The organism is Flavobacterium sp. CF136 (assembly GCF_000282055.1).
Lineage (GTDB): Bacteria > Bacteroidota > Bacteroidia > Flavobacteriales > Flavobacteriaceae > Flavobacterium.
This window is the reverse complement of record NZ_AKJZ01000012.1, coordinates 107,579-127,357: the sequence shown is the minus strand read 5'-3', so window position 1 is coordinate 127,357 and position 19,779 is coordinate 107,579. Positions and strand designations below refer to the sequence as shown.

Here is a 19,779-nt window from a genome sequence, read left to right as displayed (position 1 = left end):
GCTATTTTGAAAACATTTTTTCAACTTCTTCTCTGGTTAAGTTCAAAGCTTTTGCTAATCTTTTTCCGTAATCGCTGTCTGCCATATAGAAATAACCTACCATTTTGCGTACTACATCTTTATTGGTTACACTGCTTAAATCACCTGTCAGGTTTTTAATCAGGCTTTGTTTTTCATTTTCTGATAATGAACGATAAAATTCACCCGCTTGTTTGAAATCGTTTGGTTTACTGATTTTTTGTTGTACGGTTGTGGTATTTGTAAAAGTTGACTTTGAATATTCGTATTTTTCATTATCTGTAAAACCATTCTGTGTTGAGCTTGGTTGATAGTTGATATCACCATTTATTTTTCTGGTAGAAAATGCGCCATCCTGATTGTTGGTTACTGCTGCAATTTTAGGTGCATTGATTGGTAACTGTTGAAAATTGCCTCCAATTCTGTGACGTTGTGTATCGGAATAAGAAAACAAACGGCCTTGTAATAATTTATCTTCCGAAGGTTCAATTCCCGGGACTAATGTACCTGGAGAGAAAGCGGATTGTTCTACTTCCTGAAAGAAATTATCCGGAATCCTGTTTAAAGTCATTTTTCCAACCAATTGTAATGGGGCGGTATTTTCAGGCCAAATTTTTGTTGGATCCAATGGATTAATGTCTAATTTGTCAAAATCGGTAGCTTTTAATAATTGAACATATAGCTCCCAGGATGGAAAATTCTCTTTTTTGATATTATCATACAAATCTACAGTTGCGTGCTGAAAATCTTTGGCCTGGAGAGCACTTGCTTCATCTGCAGTTAAATTTTTCTCACCCTGCATTGATTTCCATGTATATTTCACATAAGTTACCTCACCAGCGTCATTTACCCATTTGAATGCGTGAACACTGGACCCGTTCATTTGTCTGTAGTTTGCAGGTATTCCATAATCCGAATAAACACGTGTTAGCATATGTGTTCCCTCCGGAATGTTGCTAAAGAAATCGAAAACTCTGTTGGGATCTTGCTTGTTATATATTGGTGATGGCTTGAATGCATGCACCATATCAGGGAATTTCATGGCATCACGAATAAAGAAAACAGGCAAATTGTTCCCCACCAAGTCATAATTCCCCTGGTCAGTATAGAATTTGGTTGCAAAACCCCTTGGATCTCTTAGGGTTTCCGGAGAACCATTTCCGTGAACTACTGTAGAAAAACGAACGAATACCGGAGTAGTTTTTCCTTTTTGGAATAATGATGCTTTTGTATACTTGGTAAAATCGCCGGAAGAAACAAACTCTCCATAGGCACCTACGCCTCTTGCATGTACTACTCGTTCAGGGATTCGCTCTCTGTCAAATGAAGCCAACTTTTCTATTAGATGCATATCTTCTAATAAAACCTGTCCGTTTTGACCAATAGTTTTTGAGTTCTGATTATCTCCAATTGGTGCACCGCTGTTTGTTGTAATTTGCTTTTGTTGTGCTATTCCTTGTGCGGTATAGAAAATCAAGGCGCATAGAATTAATTTTTTCATCATATTTAAGTTATTATTTATTTAAGCAAATGTATATTTACAGCTTAATAGATACAAACTGATTTTAACTAACATGATATAGGTAAAAACTAACAAATGAATATACAGCAATTAGAATATATAGTAGCATTAGATAAACACCGTCACTTTTTGAAAGCTTCCGAAGCTTGCTTTATTACCCAGGCGACTTTAAGCGGTATGATTAAAAAACTGGAAGAAGAGTTAAATGTTATCTTATTTGACAGGAGTAAACATCCGGTTCAGCCAACAGATATTGGAAAGAAAATAATAGGGCAGGCTAAAATTGCCTTACAGGAAACGAATAGGATTCGGGATATAATTAGTGAAAATACCGGTGAAATAAAAGGAGAATTGAGAATTGGAATTATTCCGTCATTGGCTCCATATTTATTGCCTCTGTTTATACAGCATTTTATGGAAACATATAAAGAGGTTAAATTAATTATCAATGAATTAACAACAGAGAAAATCAAAGAAAAATTAAAAGAAGGACACATTGATGTGGCCATCTTGGCAATTCCGCTGCTTGATAAAGATTTGAAGGAAGAAAACTTATTTTATGAAGAGTTTTATCATTATGGGAAACTGAATTCTTCAGGTAAGAAAAAAAAATATATTCTTCCTGAAGATATAAATATGAATGAACTTTTATTATTGGAAGAAGGGCATTGCCTCCGAAATCAGGTTATAAACTTATGTGAGTTAAGAGTTAAGGATAATTCAGCTTTAAAATTGGATTATCAATCCGGAAGCATTGAAACTTTAAAACAGATGGTAGATTTAAACATGGGAACAACAATATTGCCGGGATTATCGGTTCTTACCCTTACTGAAAATCAAAAATCTAAAATAAGCACTTTTGTATCTCCATTCCCGGTTAGGGAAATTGGCTTGGTTTATTATCGTCATTTCACTAAAAAGAGTATGATTGATGCATTAAAAAAATCTATACTTGCCACTATTCCGGAAACGATGCTGTTGAAAAAGGATATGTGTGTTATACCTGTCAAATAGCTTTAGGGTTGCGAACAACATTGACTGAAAAATTGATCGATCTTTTCCTGTTAATGGACGATACAGGAAATACATCGATTATTACTTAAATTCTAAAATGGTTAAGCTTTAATGGTTGTGTTATTTGTAAAGTATTTTTAAAAAACAATGTAAAATATTAGTTATTTGTTGTTTTTAATAGTAAAATTTAAATAATATGTAAAAATTAAAAACATAAAAAATATGTTATGTAATATGTATTAATTAAAAAAATTAACATTTAAATTGTTTAATTATTAAAAAATGGCAAAACTGCCCCCTTAATTTTTCAATTTCATCCCCTGTTGAGTGGGTAAAATAAGCATATTTTTGGCTTTCATTTTTAACATTAAATATCTTATTTTATGAAAAAACTAAATTCCTTTTTATTTTTAGGAGCGGTCTTATTGGGATCATTAAATTCTTGTACTCAAAATGAGTCTTATACCGAAACCGAACAGGCGGAAGTAGCTAATGCAGCAGTTGCACAACCTAGTCCTACAGGTAAATCTCTTGGTGTTAACGGTATAGCAGGTGTAAACTGGGCAGATGGCAGGGATAATTTTGTTGATGGCTGGGTAATTCCGTCCGGTTTGGAAGCTGGCGATAGTTATGCCACAGTTTCAGCAAAAACTAATTCTGTTTTAAATGCTTTTACAACTAATATTAATGGAGTAAATACCGTTCGTATTCCAATCAATCCGCCATCAGTTTCAGAAAGCTGGTGGAATAGTTATAATGCTGTTATTGACATGGCAACCAGCAAAGGATGGAACGTGATTATAGCTTGTTGGGAGTCTTCCTCGGCAAGAGATGGGAAAATAGATGACACGACTAAGTTTTGGAATATGTGGTCAACTGTAGTAAATAAATATAGTGGTAACAGCAGAGTTTATTTTGAAGTCTTTAATGAGCCATATGGTTATACATTGAGTCAATTAACACCTATTTATGCCGAATTTCTTTCAAGATATCCAGGTGTGCCAAGGGGTAGAATACTATTATCAGGAACCGGATATAGCGAGGATGTAAAAGGTGTTGGAGCTGATAGTCGTTTTACCAGTTGTTTATTATCATTGCACAACTATGCATTTTGGGCTACACGCACCGCAGCAGCATGGCGTACTGATTGGCGTAATAGAATCGGAAATTATGGTGCCCGTACTGTTATTACTGAATTTGGTGCAACTATGAATTCAGGTAAAGATTACCAAAACGGATCACAGTCTGACAATGAAATAGCGTATATTGTATCTACCAGTGATGTATGCAGAACCGATAAAATTGCCAGCGTTTACTGGCCGGGATTAAGAGATAATGATTCTTATAGCCTTCAAAGACGAGGGGGTAGTGGTACTGCCATTACGTTACAAACGGTAAACTCTTCGGGAGTATTTAGATTAAGATATGGATGGGGACTTAATTAAGTTATTCTCCAATTAATATTTAACCCCTATTTTATTGAATTAAAATAGGGGTTTGTTTTTTATTGAAATATGAAAGTATTTTTTTTAGTTCTTAACTTCTGCAATATCATGTAAAGCCCGAAATAAATTCATGGGATATTCGGCTATTCTGTTGCATAAATAGAGGTACCATTCTTTGCCATAAACAAAGTATAATTTTGTTGGATAACCCTGGTTTTTTAAATTTATCAGCTGCTCAGTCTGAATGCCATATAAACTTTCAAATTCATAAATTTCGGGATTAGTATTATAATGCTGAATTAATTTCACCGCCTCCTGCTGAATTTCATGATGATGCGTTCCGATTGAGCATTTATGGTTTTGGGACAATAATTGATCAACAAAATAAAGATATCTCTCATCTAATTCCTTTCCTCTGGGAATAGAAAGATGCTGAGGTGTTTCAAAAGCGCCTTTTACCATCCTGATTCTGCCATTCTCCCGAATTAAATCTTTAAAATCATCTTTTGACCTATGCAAATAGGCCTGTAATGTTATAGAAACGTTTGCGTAGGTTTTTGAAATTGTTTTATAGGTTTCAATTATGGCATCGGTTCTTTCTACACCTTCTGCGCTTATAGTTACTTCAATATTATCTTTTTCAGCTTCCTTACATATTAAGGCTAAATTATTTAAACACAAATCCTTTGATATCGCTAAACCTATATGAGAAAGATCAAGTGAAAAAGTCGAATTAAGTTTTTGTTTTTTAATCTCCTGAGCTATGGTAATAAATTCATTAGTGGCTTCATTTGCTTCCTTTTCAGTTAGCGTATTTTCTCCCATGAATTCTATCGAACACTTAAAATCCTGTTTGTTTTGATCCTTAACTTTAAGAATTGTTTCCTCAAGTGTTTCACCGCCAATATATCTGTCTGCTGCTTTTTTAATTGTTTTAAATAATATATCATTAGAAAGAATAAATTCTTTTGCTTCAGTATTCATCGCAATTTTTCGTAGCGCCTGAGCTCCCATTAAAAGTAATTCCTGTTCCATCATTATAGTGTTCTTTGTTTTTTTAAATAAAGTTAAAGTTCCTTTTTTAATGAATTTATATAGTTCAGAATTTCTTCTTCATTTCTTTTGTAATATGTCCATTTCCCTATTCTTTTAGCAATTACGAGATCTACTTTATGCATCATTGTGAGATAATGTGAAATTGTAGATTGAGACAAACCTGTTTTATCCTGAATATGGCAAACACAAACTCCATCGCTAAAATCGGGCACATTTACTTGCTGTGGAAAATTTTCTTCGGGGGTTTTAAGCCAATGAAGAATATCAATTCGCACTTTGTTTGATAATACTTTATTTATTTCTATAAAATCCATAATCAAATTTAAATCATTAAATCGAGATATTTCGATTTGATGGTATGTTTTTTAAATTTAATTGATCTTTTAAAGCTAAAATTTAAAAAGCCTTTAAAATCACTGATTTTAAAGGCTTTTTTTGGTTTGTGGAAAAAATCCCTTAAAGTTTTATAACTGTTTCTTTTCCATTGTATGAAATAGTCTTAATTGGTTTTGCAGGAGTATCAGCTATTGCCTGATTATGGCCGGCAATGGCAACTTTAAACTTACGGGATTTTAGCATACCGGCAAAATTGCCTTGTCTGTTTTCTATAGTAAGTGTTTTTGCTGTGTCATTCCATTTGAATTTGATAGTCGAATAGATTCCTTTTTCGTAGTTGAAATTATCATTTTCATCTTCGTACAATACAAATTCACCATCGGCTCCCGGATAAATACGAATTTCAAGATTATCCCACTTTTTTTCAGTAGAATATTGTACTTCCGGTCCAAAAGGAAGAATGGAACCTGCTTTGACGTAGAGGGGCACCATATCTATAGGTGTATCGGTTTTGATTGTTTGTCCTCCCTTAAAGTATTCATTTGTCCAGAAATTATACCAATCACTTCCTTGTGGCAGATAAACAGGCCATGTTTTTGCTTTATATTGGGTTACGGGAGCCACCAGAAGGGAGTGACCGAACAAATACTCATTACCAATGTTATGTGTTTCTTTATCTGCCGCAAAATCCATAATCAACGGACGCATGAATGTTCCGTTATTGTGACTGACATCCCAGGATGTACTGTAGATATACGGTAATAATTTATAACGCAGCTTAATAGATTTTTCCTGTGCATCAAAACACCATGTTCCGCGATCACCAAAGTTCCAGATCTCACGGGGAAGATCAGTTCCATGTGAACGCATCATTGGACAGAAGGTACCAAACTGCATCCAACGGACATATAATTCCTGAAATTCCGGGCTTTTATTGCCTCCGTCTTTTTTCCAGCGATCAGCAAAAAAGCCTCCAATATCGCTATTCCAGTTAGGAATCCCCATCAAAGTATAGTTCAATGCTGCAGGGATTTGTTTCTCAAGCATTTCCCAGGAGGAAACCACATCACCGCTCCAGGTATTGGAGCCATAAAGCTGTTGACCAATAAATCCTGATCTGGTTAGTATTACCGGACGAATGTTGCCGTTTGTTGCACGTTGGTTAGTTGCAATTCCTTTATTATGCATCATACTATAGGCATTCTTTACACTGCGATACGTACCCAGATAAGTTGGAAGTGTAAAATCAGATTCTTTTTTGTTTATATGATCAGGTTCTGTTGAATCGAGCCACCAGCCATCATTTCCAATATAGCTGAATATTCCTTTGTTGAGGTAACGCCAATAAATATTCAGGGCTTCAGGATTGTATACATCATAAGGTCGTGCCCCGCTGTTTGGCGGCCACGTATCAAAGTTGATTATCATTTTCTTACTGTCAAATTCTTTACGCTGTTCTGTCTTGGGACCAAATCCGGGCCAGGTAACGATCAATAGTTTTGCATGCAGCTTATGAATTTCATTTGCCCATTCCTTAGGATTTGGAAATCTTTCCTTGTCAAAACTTTGTGAATTCCATGTACTGTCGGTCTTGTTATGTTCCGGCCAGTAACGCCAATCCTGAATTACCACATCAAGAGGGACTTTGAGTGCACGGTATTTTTTTAATACGTTCAGACTTTCGTCTTGTGTATGGTAACGTTCTTTACTTTGGAAAAAACCATAGGCCCATAAAGGAAGCATAGGAGCTTTGCCTGTCAGATCACGAACTTGAGAAATAACCCCGTCGGCATTTTTTCCATACATAAAATAATAATCAGAACAATGCCCCAAACCTTCGAAGGAAAGTTCTTGTGGATTATCGTTAAATTCCGAAATAGAATAATTATCCCAAAAAACACCATATCCTTTCACAGACATAAAATACGGAGAGTAAGTTGACATATTTTCATTTTGCATATGATGCGACGAGTTGCGGCGATTAAATTTATTATCCATAATCTGTCCGACACCATACACAGCCTCGTCTTTGTCAAGTAAAAAGCCTTCCCGGACAGTATAAGACGGAGTACCCGCATCATCTAATGGAGAAAATTGCGCGCCATGATCCTTATCTTTAAGGAGCAATTTTCCGGATGTATCATAAAAGGAAATGCCACCGGTTTCAGGATTAACTTCAACCTGGACAGCATTGCTTTTTAATAAAGTGTTGTTCCCTTTTTTCTCAAATTTTATTGAGGTTGTTTCGGGAGATTTGACAACAGACAAACTTTTTTTGTCATAAGGGACAGCTTTGGGAGTTTTGTACACCCGTACAATATTATTCGAGTAGAATTCGATTTGAATATCCTGGTCCTGTACAGAAAATTTCACTCCTTGTTTTGTTGGCTGGATAGTTTGAGCGTTTCCGCTCATTGCCAAAAATGTTACGAAGACCATTAAAAGGCAGGTTTTTTTATAAAATTTCATAATTGTTAATTATATGTGGTTCTTACTGTCAAAAGTATCCAACAGTAAACAAAATGCGACAACAACCATGTTGAAATAAACAGCAATTATGTTGATTTCTTCATTTTTTCAGGGTATTCCGACGGACGACATCCGTACATTTCCTGAAAACATTTGCTCAGGTAGCTGGAACTGCTAAAACCTACTTTTTCAGTAATCTCTGTAATACTGAGTTCTCCTTCAAGAATTAACCCGGCTGCTCTTTGTAAACGAATATTCCGAATAAACAAAGAGGGTGATTTATCTAATAATGCAATTAGTTTACGATAAAGACCCGTCCTGTCCATGCAAAGATCACGACTAAGCTTCTCGACAGAATAATCCGGAACATCAAGATTCTTTTCTACTTGTTCCAAAGCCCGTGCTAAAAATGCTGTATCCGCCCGGTTTTCATTGTGGGTATCCTCAGATTGGGCAGCGTGTACATTTGTTTTTGCAAGATACGTTTCATTTTCCGCCTGAAGAAAATCGCATTGTTCTATCAGGTTTCGAATACGAACCAACAAGATGTCTTCTTTGTGACTGCGTTCAAGCTTTTTCCGGTTATAATAAATATATAAATAGATGCCTGTGCTCAGCATAATTATGAAAAGTGATGTAAACAGAATATAGGCAACAGTAGTTTTCCACCATGGTGCATGAATGGTTATATGCAATTCAGAAACCGGTCCGTTCCATTGACGATTGTTGCCCGAAGCCATCACCCTAAGTTTATATTCTCCCGGAGGCAGATTGGTATAGGAAGTTTTAAGAATACCATCTATATCCGTATTTTCATTTTGTCTGCCAATAGACGTTTCCCTCCAATTATTATCGATGCCTTCCAGCTGATAACGATAATAGGTTTGAGAAGGATTTTTATAGTTGACGGCTGAAAACTCAAAAGTCAGGAAGTTCTGATCATAAAAAAGTTCTATGTCCTTAGTATATGGTGCAGTTTCCGGCATAATGATACGACCATCATATTTGTTTCCTGCTTCGATTCTCTCTCCTCGCAAAAACAGATTTGTAAAGACAGGCCTGAAGGGTAGTTTTTGCTCAGCCATGTTACCTGGATTCAATATACTGAATCCATTGATGCCCCCAAAATAAAGGGTGCCGTCGGTTGCTTCAAATGCTGCTCCATTGGTATATTCTCCTTCTAGTGTTCCCTCATCTGAACTGAAACTGGTCAAATGAACTTTTCTAGTTGTGGAATCTATTTGTAGTTTCGTTATTCCGTAACTGGTCGTTACCCAGATATTATTGTTGCGATCTTCCAATATGGCATGCACAAAATTATTTGACAAACCATCTTTGGTATAAAAGATTTTTTCTTCTTTTTTATCAGGGTCAAAAAGCTTTAAGCCGTCTTGTGTTCCGGTCCATTTCCAGTGTCGCACATCCGTAAGTGAGGCCGTGTGATTTTGATTTAGTTTTTTTAATACTTCTTTTGGTACTGAAGAAGGGGAGAGGGCTGTCAATATCTTATTGCCTTTTACAGAGGAATATCGATATATCGCCGATTGAGATTTAACGTATATATTTTCAGCCTGATCTTCGGCAAATGCTTGCACTATAATATCCTTTGTAGAAGATTCATGGAAATATGAACGTCCTATGTTAGTGAATTTGTACCGGAAAGGATGGTAATAAAGCAGCCCCTGATTAATGGTTCCCAGCCATAAGCCATTTTGTTTGTCATAAAAGAGAGTGCTTATCTCAGTATCCAGAATACTTCCGTCAATTTTTTGTAATGTTGGAAGATATTGCTTTTCTCCATTCCGGCAATTAATTATCCATATACCATTGGTACAACTGATGTATGCAGTGTCATTGGAATTAACGATTAATGTGTTAAGTGTATAGTCAGTTTTGAGTATTTTTTTCCAAATACGTTTTCGGGTATCAAAGAAGAAAAAACCGCCTTTGCTTCCGTTTCGCAATTGATAGAAACCATTATTTCCTTTTACCACTAATGAGGTATTCTTAAAAAACATTTGTTGCTGTGGCGGATAAGCAGCATTACTGTAAAGCTTTCTTTTTGTTTTCAAATCATAACAGACAATCTCACCAGTATTATAAAACAGGTATAGATTGTTATTTTGAGATGTTAAATCCTGTAATTTCCCATGATTAGCCGCTATGTTCAAAAAGTCAGAAGAATTATATTGTGACAATCTGCCGGATGTCAGAAGCCATAATCGCTGGTTTGAATCCATGAAAAGATCTTCAACAGGCTGTTTAAATCCTTTTTTTCTGAAATAAGAGTCCAGCCGGGATACATATTTTTCTGTACGAAGGTCAACACACATTAGTTTATGAGTGTCTTTGATCCAAAGAAGAGAATCTCCACTTTGATAGATCCGATAGAAACCATCATAACCCTTTAATGGATAGATATGTTGGGAAGTTTGGTGGATATATTTAAAACGTGCTCCATCATAGATATTAATATTACCGCTTGTTTTGAAAACCATCCTTCCGTCAGGAAGCTGCAGTATATAACGTATCTGATTATCACTCAATCCTTGTAAAACATTAATTGGAGAAAAAACAAAATTGTTTGCCTGAGCAATAGACATTGACAAAAGAAAGATTGTAATTACTCTGGTTATCTGATTCATTTTTTTATACAAATACTGTTTGATATGCTGTTGCAAATCAATTGATTAGGTTGCTTTTTTTACAATTCTGGATCTTATGCGGCTCAATGTTTCTTTCGTTACTCCTAAATAATTTGCTAATAAATGCTGTGGTAAATTAGAAATTTTATCAGAATGTTTTTCTAATAAATCTTCATAGCGTTTTTGTGGGCTATCATACATCATCGAAATGAGCCTTTTATGCTGCAGGCAAAATTCATTTTCTGCAACTGTCCTGCCTATTTTTTGATACACCATATCTGTGTCAAATAATTGAAGCACATCTGCTGTAGGAAGACAAATTACTTCTGATTTTTGATTGGCAATAATATCAAAGGAGGCAGGACTTGATTTTAAGATTCCATAATAATCAGATACAAAATCGTTTTCTGTTGAAATATCGAAAGTTCTTTCATTTCCATCATTATGCATTACAAATCTAAAACTGCCTTTTTTAATAAATCCAATAATAGTACATGCATCTCCTTTTTTTAAGAAGTATTCATTCCTTTTGAAATGTCTAATCTCCGCCAATTTAGAAATCTCATTCCAATGATGTTCATCAATTGTGACAATAGCATTTAAAGTATTAAATAATTCCATTTTTTATTGATCCAAATCAACATTTTAAAGATCCCGAATGGATCATATTTGCAAAGTACAAAATAGCAACAAAAATTTAGATAATCATAAAACTTTAAAATCAACTTTTATATTTTGAAAACTAACCTTATTATTTTAATCTTTCTATTTTCATTGTCAGGCAAATCACAGGAAAAAAATGAGTTCTTTTCATTAAATTATTCACAGGCAACTCCGGCAAAGTTTAATAACAGCAACTCAGAAATGGCTATTGGTTCATTAGATACTTACTTGATCACCCCAACTATTAAACTTGGAAATAATATGAAGATGAACAATATTCTTTCCTATAAATTTTCAGAATATGATTTTTCTAATAATACAAATGCTTCCGATGAGTTTAAAAAACAACTTACTGATGCTAAATGGTCTGCTTTATTTCGGTATAATCTTGATGAAAGACGGTATCTGTTTATATTGCCTCAAATTATTTATCGTTCAGATCTTCAGAGCAAACTAGATTCAAAAGATTTTTTTCCTGCTATTTCTGCGATTATTTATCATTCTTTAAAAAGGAATGATAAATTAAAAATTGGATATGGCCTGTCATACAGTAAAGATTATTTTAAAAACAATATAACTCCTTTATTGGCAATTTCTTATGAATCAAAAAGACTTCGTTTTGAAGCAATTCTTCCCGGAAATGCACAATTAACATTTTTACCAAATCAGAATTGGGAATATGGAATGCTGATTAACCTTGAGACAGCAGTCTATAATGCAGGCTCAGATTCAAATACTGAGGCAAAATATATCAGGACAATTAACATCCCGTTATTATTAAATGTTTCCAAAAGAATAGACGGAATATTATGGCTAAATGCCAAAGCAGGAGTTAGCTTAATAAAAGATTATAGTATGCTGGATACACATTTCGATTTAGTACAAAATCAAAATCACAACTTAAATCCTTCACCTTACTTTAGTATTGGTTTAAGTATGAGATTAAAAGAAAATGAAAAATAAAACTTATAAATTAAAAACCGTGAAATCACAAAAGGATATGATATTAGTTTTTAAAACATCTATAAAATATAAAAAAGATATAGTTAAAATTAAAAAAATATTTGAAGTTTCTAATGATTTACTAATTACTTTCGATCTCGAGGACTGTGACAAAATCATGCGTACTGAAGGCAATTCTTATACTGCTGATCAAATAATTGAAAAGATTCAAACACTGGGTTATTATTGTGAAGAGCTGGAATAATACTATAAACGTTTTGCCTATAATCATATTCAATATTAGATGATGAAATTCATGCATCTAATATTGAATCTTAAATATGAATTAAGCTGTCATTTTTTCACATTCGGCAGCATAATTATAGCAGGCTTCGTTATATTTCGTTATAAATATTCATTGTGATACTAAAGGTACTTCCTGAGCCAAGTTCGCTGTCCAGATTTATTTTTCCATTTTGGGCCTCAATAAAATCTTTGCATATTGCAAGCCCTAAGCCTGTCCCGGATTTATTACTGCCGGGGATTTGGAAATATTTATCAAAAACTTTGTCTTTATATCTGGAATCTATTCCTTTTCCGCTATCAATCACCTGAAAAATAACATGTTGTTCATCTATCTTTCTTAATCTAATTGTAATTTTACTTTGTGATGGAGAATACGTTATTGCATTGGTTAAAAAATTTATCAAAACCCAGCACGTTTTTTCATTATCAGCATTTATATCCGGTAAGTTTTTATCGGCTTCAATAACCAGTTTTATCTGTTTTTGATCGGCTTGTACTTTTACCGCTTCGACAGCATAATCTACAATATGATAAGGGTTGCTTTTTTCAATATTCAACTGAATATTTCCAGTTTCCAATTGAGATAGATTGAGTAATTCGCCTGTAATTTTCAATAATCGCTGACTGTCATCTTTAATACTTTCGACCAGCTGTTTCTGATCGTCATTCATATCACCCGTTTTGGCATTTTCAAGTAATTTAAGACTTAGTTTTATAGAAGCAATTGGTGTTTTTAATTCGTGTGAAACCGTTGCAATAAAATTAGTTTTAGCAAAATCAAGCTCTTTGAACAAAGTAATATTTCGCAGGATAATTACATCGCCTATATTAATTTCTTTTTCTTCACCTGTGGGCGTTATCGTGATGTTGATAATTTCTTTATCAAAATAACTTTCTTTTCCGTGAGCAAAAATTTTAAGAGGCTGTTTTTTTGGAGAATCAGTATCGTCTTTTAAAATTAATGAACGAATCAGGTCATTTGACGAGGCCAGAACAGAAGCAGATTTACCAATAATATCCTCTAATTTCATTCCGATAATCTTCAGCGCTTCATCGTTCATAAATAAAACAATCCCTTCATTATCCAGTCCAATAATAGGATCGTGCATATTATTGATCAGCGTTTCCAGTCGTTTTTTCTCAAAGAACAATTTGTACAAATTACTGTTGTTGTATTCCTGAAGTTTCTGCGCCATCGTATTAAATGATTTTGCCAGATCACCATATTCGTTATGATTGGTAAAATGCACACGTTCCGAATAATTTTTATTGGCAATTTCCTTAATACTCAGCGTTAATTCCTTAATTGGGCTGGCAATATTGTTTGGTAAATTAACCAGTAAATTAAAAGCAATCAAAAAGCACAGCGTTCCCACAATAGCAATCGAAAAATTGGCAGTTTCGGCGGTACGTTTGGCAATATCACTTTTTTGTTTTATCGCATCCAAATTGAGTTTCATAATTGCAAAAATATCTCGCCTGATTTGCGTTTTTACTGCTTCATCAGCTGTGTTTTTTTCTAAAAGAGTAAAGTTTTCTTTAAGATTATCCGTTACTTTTTTCTCACCGGATTCGGTTATGTTTTTCGTCTGATTCAGCAGATTTTTTTTAAAAGTAATAATCGCATGATCAGCATCGGTAGAAATTTCGTCTAATGACAAAAGCATGTTTCTGGAATATTCCAACGTATTATAATTGGCTTTCAGAATGTTTTCAGTGTCTTTTTTGATTGAAAAAATATAAAAGGCACTCACTAACGAGAGTATGATAATCATTAAAAATAATAATCCAACTCCCAGATTCAATTTGGTTTTAATTCTCATGACGTCATTGCGAGGAACGAAGCAATCTCATCCTCTAAATTTAATTATTGTTTTATTTTTTTGCGAGATGTTATTTGTGAGATGTAAAATGTACTTTCTCCGACTTCCCTAACCATTTTACATTTTAGAAATAACATTTTACATTTAAGATAAAATAACAAGGTCTACATTCGATAAAGACAGCTTATTTAGCAAGCGCCTAAAAATAGTTGTAGACAAAATTACTTTAAATAAATTCAAATGCGGTTTTCCGATACAGACAGTTGTAATTTGTTTTTCTTCAACCGCAATCAGGATCGCATCAGCAATATTTTTATGTTCTGTTTTAATCACTTCAGCACCTAATTGTACCGCCAGTTTATAGTTATTGATCAAATGGCGTTGTTTGTCCAGTGCAATTTTGGTACTGCTTTCTTTTGGGGTTTCTACATACAAAACATACCAGATTCCGTTGTAATAACTTGCCAGACGCGCCGCCTTCCTAATTACAATTTTAGCCGTTTTATCATTACTGCTAATACATGCCAACAGTTTTTCGTGTTTTAAAGCGTGCAATTGAGGAACTTCACTTTCGACTTTTCGAACGACCTGACTCGCGACTTCTTTCAAAGCCAATTCACGCAATTGTAAAATTTGTTCCGACTTGAAAAAATTCGTTAAAGCCGTCTGGATTTTATCTGCCGTATAAATTTTTCCTTCTTTCAAACGCGCAATCAAATCTTCGGATGTCAAATCGATATTCACGACTTCGTCAGCCAGACGCAAAACATTATCAGGAACCCGTTCCTGGACATCAATGCCTGTTATGCGTTTTACATCTTCATTCAAACTCTCAATATGCTGAATATTCACAGCCGAAATCACATTGATTCCCGCTTCAATAATTTCCAAAACATCCTGCCAGCGTTTTTCGTTTTTGCTTCCTTCAACATTTGTGTGCGCCAATTCATCAATAATAACCACTTCCGGACGGAGGTTGATAATTGCCTGCACATCAAGTTCTTCGAGCTCTTTTCCTTTATAAAAAATGGTCCGTCTCGGAATTACGGGCAAACCAAACAACAGTTCATGCGTTTCCTTTCGCATATGCGTTTCGATGTAACCGATTTTGACGTCAATTCCGTTTTTCAACAATGTATGTGCTTCCTGCAACATACGAAAAGTTTTGCCCACACCGGCGCTCATCCCAATGTAGACTTTAAACTTTCCTTTTCGTGATTTCTGAATTAAATCTAGAAAGTGCTGTGCATTATTTTCTTTTTCCATAATTTTTGCTTTAAGCAATAAAAGCTGTAAGCTTTAAGCAATATGACTTTTCAAAAGCCTATTGCTTAAAGCCTATAGCCAAAAGCTAGAAAGAAATCGCCAGCGAAGTCGTTACAAATGTATTCGTATCCGTTGGAAGATTATTTTTTGTAAACACTTCATCTTTACTCGAAAGATTTCTGGCTTCAATTCTAAACATAACATTATCAGTAACCAAGTAATCAAAGTTAGCCGAAAATCCATAAGTTTGAAAACCGTTTGGTGTTTCTGTGGCAATTATTACACCTTTTTCATCATTATAATATTCACCACGAGCGGCTAACTGAATTTTATCTGTTGGTTTGTATTGCAGAATCAAAACCGGCGAAAACCAAGTGTCGTATTTGTTGCTTTTATTGGCTGATTGCTGTGAACCAACATCAAAACCAGCGGTAACATTTGTTTTATCCGTTGCCTTAAATTGCCCGTAGAAATTATTAAAATAACGCCATTTTCTGTCAATATCCGGCTGCTCATTACCAACATAAGTACTCCAGTTCAAAGCTATTCTATCCGATGGTTTATATGTAACCTGCGTTCCAAACGCAGGGGTATGATTGCCTTCAGCTTTCTCAATGCGCTGCCATCCATTCAGATACATTCCGGCCAAATACCATGCTCCGGATTCAGAGGTGTAACCAATTTTGACACCAGTTTCATAATAAGGCGAATTTTCAGCCAGAATACTTCTCGTTAAATTCTGGCAATCTTTTCCAATTGCACTTTCAAAACCAATATGCGAAGGCATAATTCCGGCATCAATCCACAGATTATGAGTGGAAGAAATCTTTACACCCACATTCGCTTCGTATACATTTTTCAGTAAACCCTGCTCGGCTGCCATATTGTATTCGGCGTAAGTTCCTGCCATTAAAGCAAAATTTCCACGAACATTATCTTTGCTGTAATTCACTTTTGCCAAACCCAAATTCAGGTTGACTTCGTTGCTTTTGTTGTAACTGTAAAAAAATCCCGGGCGTGTATGATTGTCCGGTTTCCCAAAATCATAACTGTAATAAGTGTCCACATATCCCGAAAATGTAAATGGGCTTTTAGATTCTTCCTGAGCGTGTAAACAGGTAAAACCAAAAGCGATTAAAGCGGTAAATATTATTTTTTTCATTTTGTTTGTCATTGTGAAGAACGAAGTACTTGAGCGCCAGCGAACTAAGCGTAAGCTAATCTCATCCTCATTTATTATTATAGGTTTTAAGGAGCTGTTTCCAGCTATCCGCTTGTATCTTTTCATCCGCAAAAAAAGCGAATAAAAAGGATACCGCTTCTATCTGGGCTAGGGCTTTTGGGATAAAAAGATCGTTTCGTTATCCTAACAGGTTTCTAAAACCTGTTAGGATAAACTTAGCCTCACAGAATCTCAGGACCTTAAAAATTATTTTAACTCATCCAAAGCAATATTCAAAGCCAGAACATTGATTTTCTCTGTTCCTAAAATACCCAAAAGAGGTTCTTGTTTCGTTTTTTCAATTAAGGCTGCTACTTTATCAGCAGAAACATTACGTGTCTTAGCAATACGATCCACTTGTATTTTAGCACCTGCTACAGAAATGTCGGGATCTAACCCGCTTCCGGAAGCCGTTACCAATTCTGATGGAACCTCGCTGCGTTTTACCGTTGGGTTTTTCAATAAAAAAGTATCGATTCTGGTTTTTACTTCGGCTAAATAGTCAGGATTGTTAGTTCCTTTATTACTTCCACCGGAACCTGCAGCATTATAATCTACAGCCGAAGGACGAGACCAGAAATATTTATTATCTGTAAATTTCTGGGCTACATTAATATGGTAATTTTTTCCTTTTGAAGTTACGATTTCACCTTTTCCGTGATTAGGCGCAAATTGTGCAATACCAAGAATACTCATCGTGTAAACTCCGGAGAAAAACAGAGCACAAAAAAGAGTTAATCTAAGGGCGGGCATACTATTTGTTTTCATTTTTTTATGTTTTAATGTAAAGTGTTATTTGTAAAATGTGAGATGGATTTTGTAAAATGTTGATTTTGGAGACATTTTACATTTAACTAAAACCATTTTACATAAATATAGATACTAGTAAATCAATCAGTTTAATCCCAATAAAAGGAACCAAAACACCGCCAAGTCCGTAGATAAATAAGTTTCTGCGTAACAATGCCGAAGCTCCAATTGGTTTGTACGCAACACCTCGCAACGCCAGCGGAATCAAAAACGGAATTATTATGGCATTGAAAATTACTGCAGATAAAATGGCAGTTTCCGGACTGTGCAATCCCATGATGTTTAATCCTTGCAAAGCTGGAATCGCTGTGATAAACAAGGCTGGGATAATGGCGAAATACTTCGCAACGTCATTCGCAATCGAGAAAGTAGTTAAGGTACCGCGTGTCATCAAGAGCTGTTTTCCTATTTCTACAATCTCAATCAGTTTGGTTGGGTCATTATCTAAATCGACCATGTTTCCGGCTTCTTTAGCAGCCTGTGTTCCACTGTTCATCGCAACACCCACATTGGCCTGGGCCAAAGCCGGCGCATCGTTTGTTCCGTCACCCATCATGGCAACCAATCTTCCTGCAGCCTGCTCTTTTTTGATATAATTCATTTTATCCTCAGGTTTCGCTTCGGCAATAAAATCATCCACGCCGGCTTTTTCCGCAATAAATTTGGCTGTTAACGGATTGTCTCCAGTAACCATCACAGTTTTGATACCCATTTTGCGCAAACGTTCAAAACGTTCTTTCATTCCCGTTTTAATGATATCCTGCAATTCAATTACACCTTGTACCTGATTGTTTTTAATGACGACCAAAGGTGTTCCTCCGTTTGAAGAAATTGTGATAACTTGTTGTGCCGTATCTTCAGGGAAAGGGTTTCCTGCTTGCTGTGCAATATTTTTCGCCGCATCCTGAGCACCTTTTCTAATGTTGGTTCCGTCTTTTAAGATTACACCGGAAGTTCTGGTTTCTGCAGTGAATTTGATTAAAACAGCACCTTCAATAGATAATTTACCGGCAACATCGGCTCCGGCCAATTCCACAATACTCTTTCCTTCCGGAGTATCATCTGCCAAAGAACTCAATACTGCTGACTGAATAAATTCGTCATGAGAAATTCCTTTTGAAGGGTAAAAATTCGTCGCTTTTCTGTTTCCAATCGTGATGGTTCCTGTTTTGTCCAAAAGCAAAACATCAATATCACCGGCAGTTTCAACCGCTTTTCCGGATTTTGTAATTACGTTGGCACGCAAAGCCCTGTCCATTCCCGCAATTCCAATTGCAGATAATAAACCACCAATCGTTGTTGGAATTAAACATACAAAAAGCGAAATAAAAGCAGCAATAGTAATAGGAGTGTTGGCGTAATCAGCGAAAGGTTTTAGTGTAACCGTAACAATAATAAAGACTAAAGTAAAACCTGCCAATAATATGGTTAAGGCAATTTCGTTTGGCGTTTTCTGACGGCTTGCACCTTCTACCAAAGCAATCATTTTGTCTAAAAAGCTTTCACCGGGTTCAGAGGTAACAATTACTTTTATTTTATCTGACAGTACTTTTGTACCACCGGTTACAGATGATTTATCTCCACCGGATTCTCTGATTACAGGGGCACTTTCGCCTGTAATGGCGCTTTCGTCAATAGTAGCCAGGCCTTCGATGATTTCACCATCGGTAGCGATAATATCACCGGCTTCGCAGACAAAAATATCTCCTTTTTTAAGCTGTGCAGACGAAATAGTCTGTCCGTTTTCCAGTTTTGCAGGTGTTTCTTCCCTTGTTTTTCTTAAACTGTCGGCTTGTGCTTTTCCTCTGGCTTCGGCAATAGCTTCGGCAAAATTGGCAAAAAGCAAAGTTGCCAGCAGAATTAAAAAGATGGTGAAATTATAACCAAAACTTCCTTGTGAATTTTCTCCGGACAGAATCCAAAGACAAACAAAAAACATAACGAAAGTTCCAATCTCTACTGTAAACATTACAGGATTGCGGAACATTATTTTTGGGTTCAGTTTCACGAAAGACTGTTTGAAAGCTTCGCTGACCAACTCTTTTTGAAATAAATTATTTTGAGATGCACTCATGGTATTTTAATATTTAGATTATTCCTGATTTTTAACACATAGTAACATAGTCTTAAACCTAAAAAAGGCATTTCATTTTTACTTAAAAACTCATAGACTATGTGAAAAACCAGAGTTTTTTTAATCGACTTCTTTAGTAAAAAATCTATGTGTTAGAAAATAAAGACA

General features: G+C 35.2%; 15 protein-coding genes. 4 read left to right on the top strand and 11 right to left on the bottom strand.

Going from position 1 to position 19,779, the window contains the following annotated elements; all coding sequences use genetic code 11:
* Position 1: 1 nt before the first annotated feature.
* Positions 2-1,522 carry a catalase gene (locus PMI10_RS05445; RefSeq protein ID WP_007805430.1) on the bottom strand — a complete coding sequence of 507 codons (1,521 nt, stop codon included), beginning with the start codon at positions 1,520-1,522 and terminating at the stop codon, positions 2-4.
* A 93-nt stretch (positions 1,523-1,615) separates the two neighbouring features.
* Here PMI10_RS05445 and PMI10_RS05440 point away from each other — a divergent pair, with 93 nt between their 5' ends.
* Together PMI10_RS05440 and PMI10_RS05435 are read left to right on the top strand one after the other, a co-directional pair.
* Positions 1,616-2,554: a hydrogen peroxide-inducible genes activator gene (locus PMI10_RS05440; protein ID WP_007805428.1), complete on the top strand. Its 939-nt coding sequence runs from the start codon at positions 1,616-1,618 to the stop codon at positions 2,552-2,554.
* Between the two features lie 383 nt (positions 2,555-2,937).
* A complete protein-coding gene (locus PMI10_RS05435; protein ID WP_007805426.1) occupies positions 2,938-3,999 on the top strand; it encodes a cellulase family glycosylhydrolase in 1,062 nt (353 codons plus the stop codon).
* An 84-nt stretch (positions 4,000-4,083) separates the two neighbouring features.
* Here the strand turns inward: PMI10_RS05435 and PMI10_RS05430 are convergent, their stop codons facing one another.
* From PMI10_RS05430 to PMI10_RS05410, 5 genes are all read right to left on the bottom strand, one after another.
* Complete coding sequence (locus tag PMI10_RS05430) at positions 4,084-5,037, bottom strand: proline dehydrogenase family protein (protein ID WP_007805424.1); 954 nt, start codon at positions 5,035-5,037, stop codon at positions 4,084-4,086.
* 29 nt (positions 5,038-5,066) lie between these two features.
* The gene (locus tag PMI10_RS05425) at positions 5,067-5,369 is read right to left on the bottom strand and encodes an ArsR/SmtB family transcription factor (RefSeq protein WP_007805422.1); all 303 of its coding nucleotides are present in this window, start codon (positions 5,367-5,369) and stop codon (positions 5,067-5,069) included.
* A gap of 142 nt (positions 5,370-5,511) precedes the next feature.
* Positions 5,512-7,830: a glycoside hydrolase family 31 protein gene (locus PMI10_RS05420; protein WP_007805419.1), complete on the bottom strand. Its 2,319-nt coding sequence runs from the start codon at positions 7,828-7,830 to the stop codon at positions 5,512-5,514.
* Positions 7,831-7,946: 116 nt separating this feature from the next.
* The gene (locus PMI10_RS05415) at positions 7,947-10,505 is read right to left on the bottom strand and encodes a ligand-binding sensor domain-containing protein (RefSeq protein WP_007805417.1); all 2,559 of its coding nucleotides are present in this window, start codon (positions 10,503-10,505) and stop codon (positions 7,947-7,949) included.
* A 45-nt stretch (positions 10,506-10,550) separates the two neighbouring features.
* Entirely contained in the window at positions 10,551-11,126 is a 576-nt protein-coding gene (locus tag PMI10_RS05410) for a Crp/Fnr family transcriptional regulator (RefSeq protein WP_007805415.1), read from the bottom strand.
* Between the two features lie 114 nt (positions 11,127-11,240).
* Here PMI10_RS05410 and PMI10_RS05405 point away from each other — a divergent pair, with 114 nt between their 5' ends.
* Positions 11,241-12,131 carry a DUF6268 family outer membrane beta-barrel protein gene (locus PMI10_RS05405; RefSeq protein WP_007805413.1) on the top strand — a complete coding sequence of 297 codons (891 nt, stop codon included), beginning with the start codon at positions 11,241-11,243 and terminating at the stop codon, positions 12,129-12,131.
* Positions 12,121-12,375, top strand: coding sequence for a hypothetical protein (locus PMI10_RS05400; protein ID WP_007805412.1), 255 nt, complete (start codon positions 12,121-12,123; stop codon positions 12,373-12,375). Before PMI10_RS05405 ends, PMI10_RS05400 begins: the two co-directional genes overlap by 11 nt.
* A gap of 130 nt (positions 12,376-12,505) precedes the next feature.
* Here PMI10_RS05400 and PMI10_RS05395 read toward each other — a convergent pair whose 3' ends face one another.
* From PMI10_RS05395 to kdpB, 5 genes are all read right to left on the bottom strand, one after another.
* On the bottom strand, positions 12,506-14,239 hold the full coding sequence (locus PMI10_RS05395) for a sensor histidine kinase (protein WP_007805410.1): 1,734 nt from the start codon (positions 14,237-14,239) through the stop codon (positions 12,506-12,508).
* Between the two features lie 144 nt (positions 14,240-14,383).
* Positions 14,384-15,505 (bottom strand): osmosensitive K+ channel His kinase sensor, encoded by a 1,122-nt coding sequence (locus tag PMI10_RS05390; RefSeq protein WP_007805407.1) that lies wholly within the window; start codon positions 15,503-15,505, stop codon positions 14,384-14,386.
* An 85-nt stretch (positions 15,506-15,590) separates the two neighbouring features.
* A complete protein-coding gene (locus PMI10_RS05385) occupies positions 15,591-16,667 on the bottom strand; it encodes a porin (RefSeq protein WP_007805405.1) in 1,077 nt (358 codons plus the stop codon).
* Positions 16,668-16,934: 267 nt separating this feature from the next.
* On the bottom strand, positions 16,935-17,495 hold the full coding sequence (locus PMI10_RS05380; protein WP_007805403.1) for a K(+)-transporting ATPase subunit C: 561 nt from the start codon (positions 17,493-17,495) through the stop codon (positions 16,935-16,937).
* 97 nt (positions 17,496-17,592) lie between these two features.
* On the bottom strand, positions 17,593-19,611 hold the full coding sequence (gene kdpB / locus PMI10_RS05375; protein WP_007805400.1) for a potassium-transporting ATPase subunit KdpB: 2,019 nt from the start codon (positions 19,609-19,611) through the stop codon (positions 17,593-17,595).
* Positions 19,612-19,779: the final 168 nt, after the last annotated feature.

Bases quoted from the DNA above. Each gene is read 5' to 3' on its own strand.
- PMI10_RS05420 (WP_007805419.1), bottom strand. From the start codon at position 7,830: ATGGTCTTCGTAACATTTTTGGCAATGAGCGGAAACGCTCAAACTATC.
- PMI10_RS05380 (WP_007805403.1), bottom strand. From the start codon at position 17,495: ATGAAAACAAATAGTATGCCCGCCCTTAGATTAACTCTTTTTTGTGCT.
- PMI10_RS05440 (WP_007805428.1), top strand. From the start codon at position 1,616: ATGAATATACAGCAATTAGAATATATAGTAGCATTAGATAAACACCGT.
- PMI10_RS05410 (WP_007805415.1), bottom strand. From the start codon at position 11,126: ATGGAATTATTTAATACTTTAAATGCTATTGTCACAATTGATGAACAT.
- kdpB (WP_007805400.1), bottom strand. From the start codon at position 19,611: ATGAGTGCATCTCAAAATAATTTATTTCAAAAAGAGTTGGTCAGCGAA.
- PMI10_RS05425 (WP_007805422.1), bottom strand. From the start codon at position 5,369: ATGGATTTTATAGAAATAAATAAAGTATTATCAAACAAAGTGCGAATT.
- PMI10_RS05415 (WP_007805417.1), bottom strand. From the start codon at position 10,505: ATGAATCAGATAACCAGAGTAATTACAATCTTTCTTTTGTCAATGTCT.
- PMI10_RS05390 (WP_007805407.1), bottom strand. From the start codon at position 15,505: ATGGAAAAAGAAAATAATGCACAGCACTTTCTAGATTTAATTCAGAAA.
- PMI10_RS05400 (WP_007805412.1), top strand. From the start codon at position 12,121: ATGAAAAATAAAACTTATAAATTAAAAACCGTGAAATCACAAAAGGAT.
- PMI10_RS05385 (WP_007805405.1), bottom strand. From the start codon at position 16,667: ATGAAAAAAATAATATTTACCGCTTTAATCGCTTTTGGTTTTACCTGT.
- PMI10_RS05435 (WP_007805426.1), top strand. From the start codon at position 2,938: ATGAAAAAACTAAATTCCTTTTTATTTTTAGGAGCGGTCTTATTGGGA.
- PMI10_RS05430 (WP_007805424.1), bottom strand. From the start codon at position 5,037: ATGATGGAACAGGAATTACTTTTAATGGGAGCTCAGGCGCTACGAAAA.
- PMI10_RS05445 (WP_007805430.1), bottom strand. From the start codon at position 1,522: ATGATGAAAAAATTAATTCTATGCGCCTTGATTTTCTATACCGCACAA.
- PMI10_RS05395 (WP_007805410.1), bottom strand. From the start codon at position 14,239: ATGAGAATTAAAACCAAATTGAATCTGGGAGTTGGATTATTATTTTTA.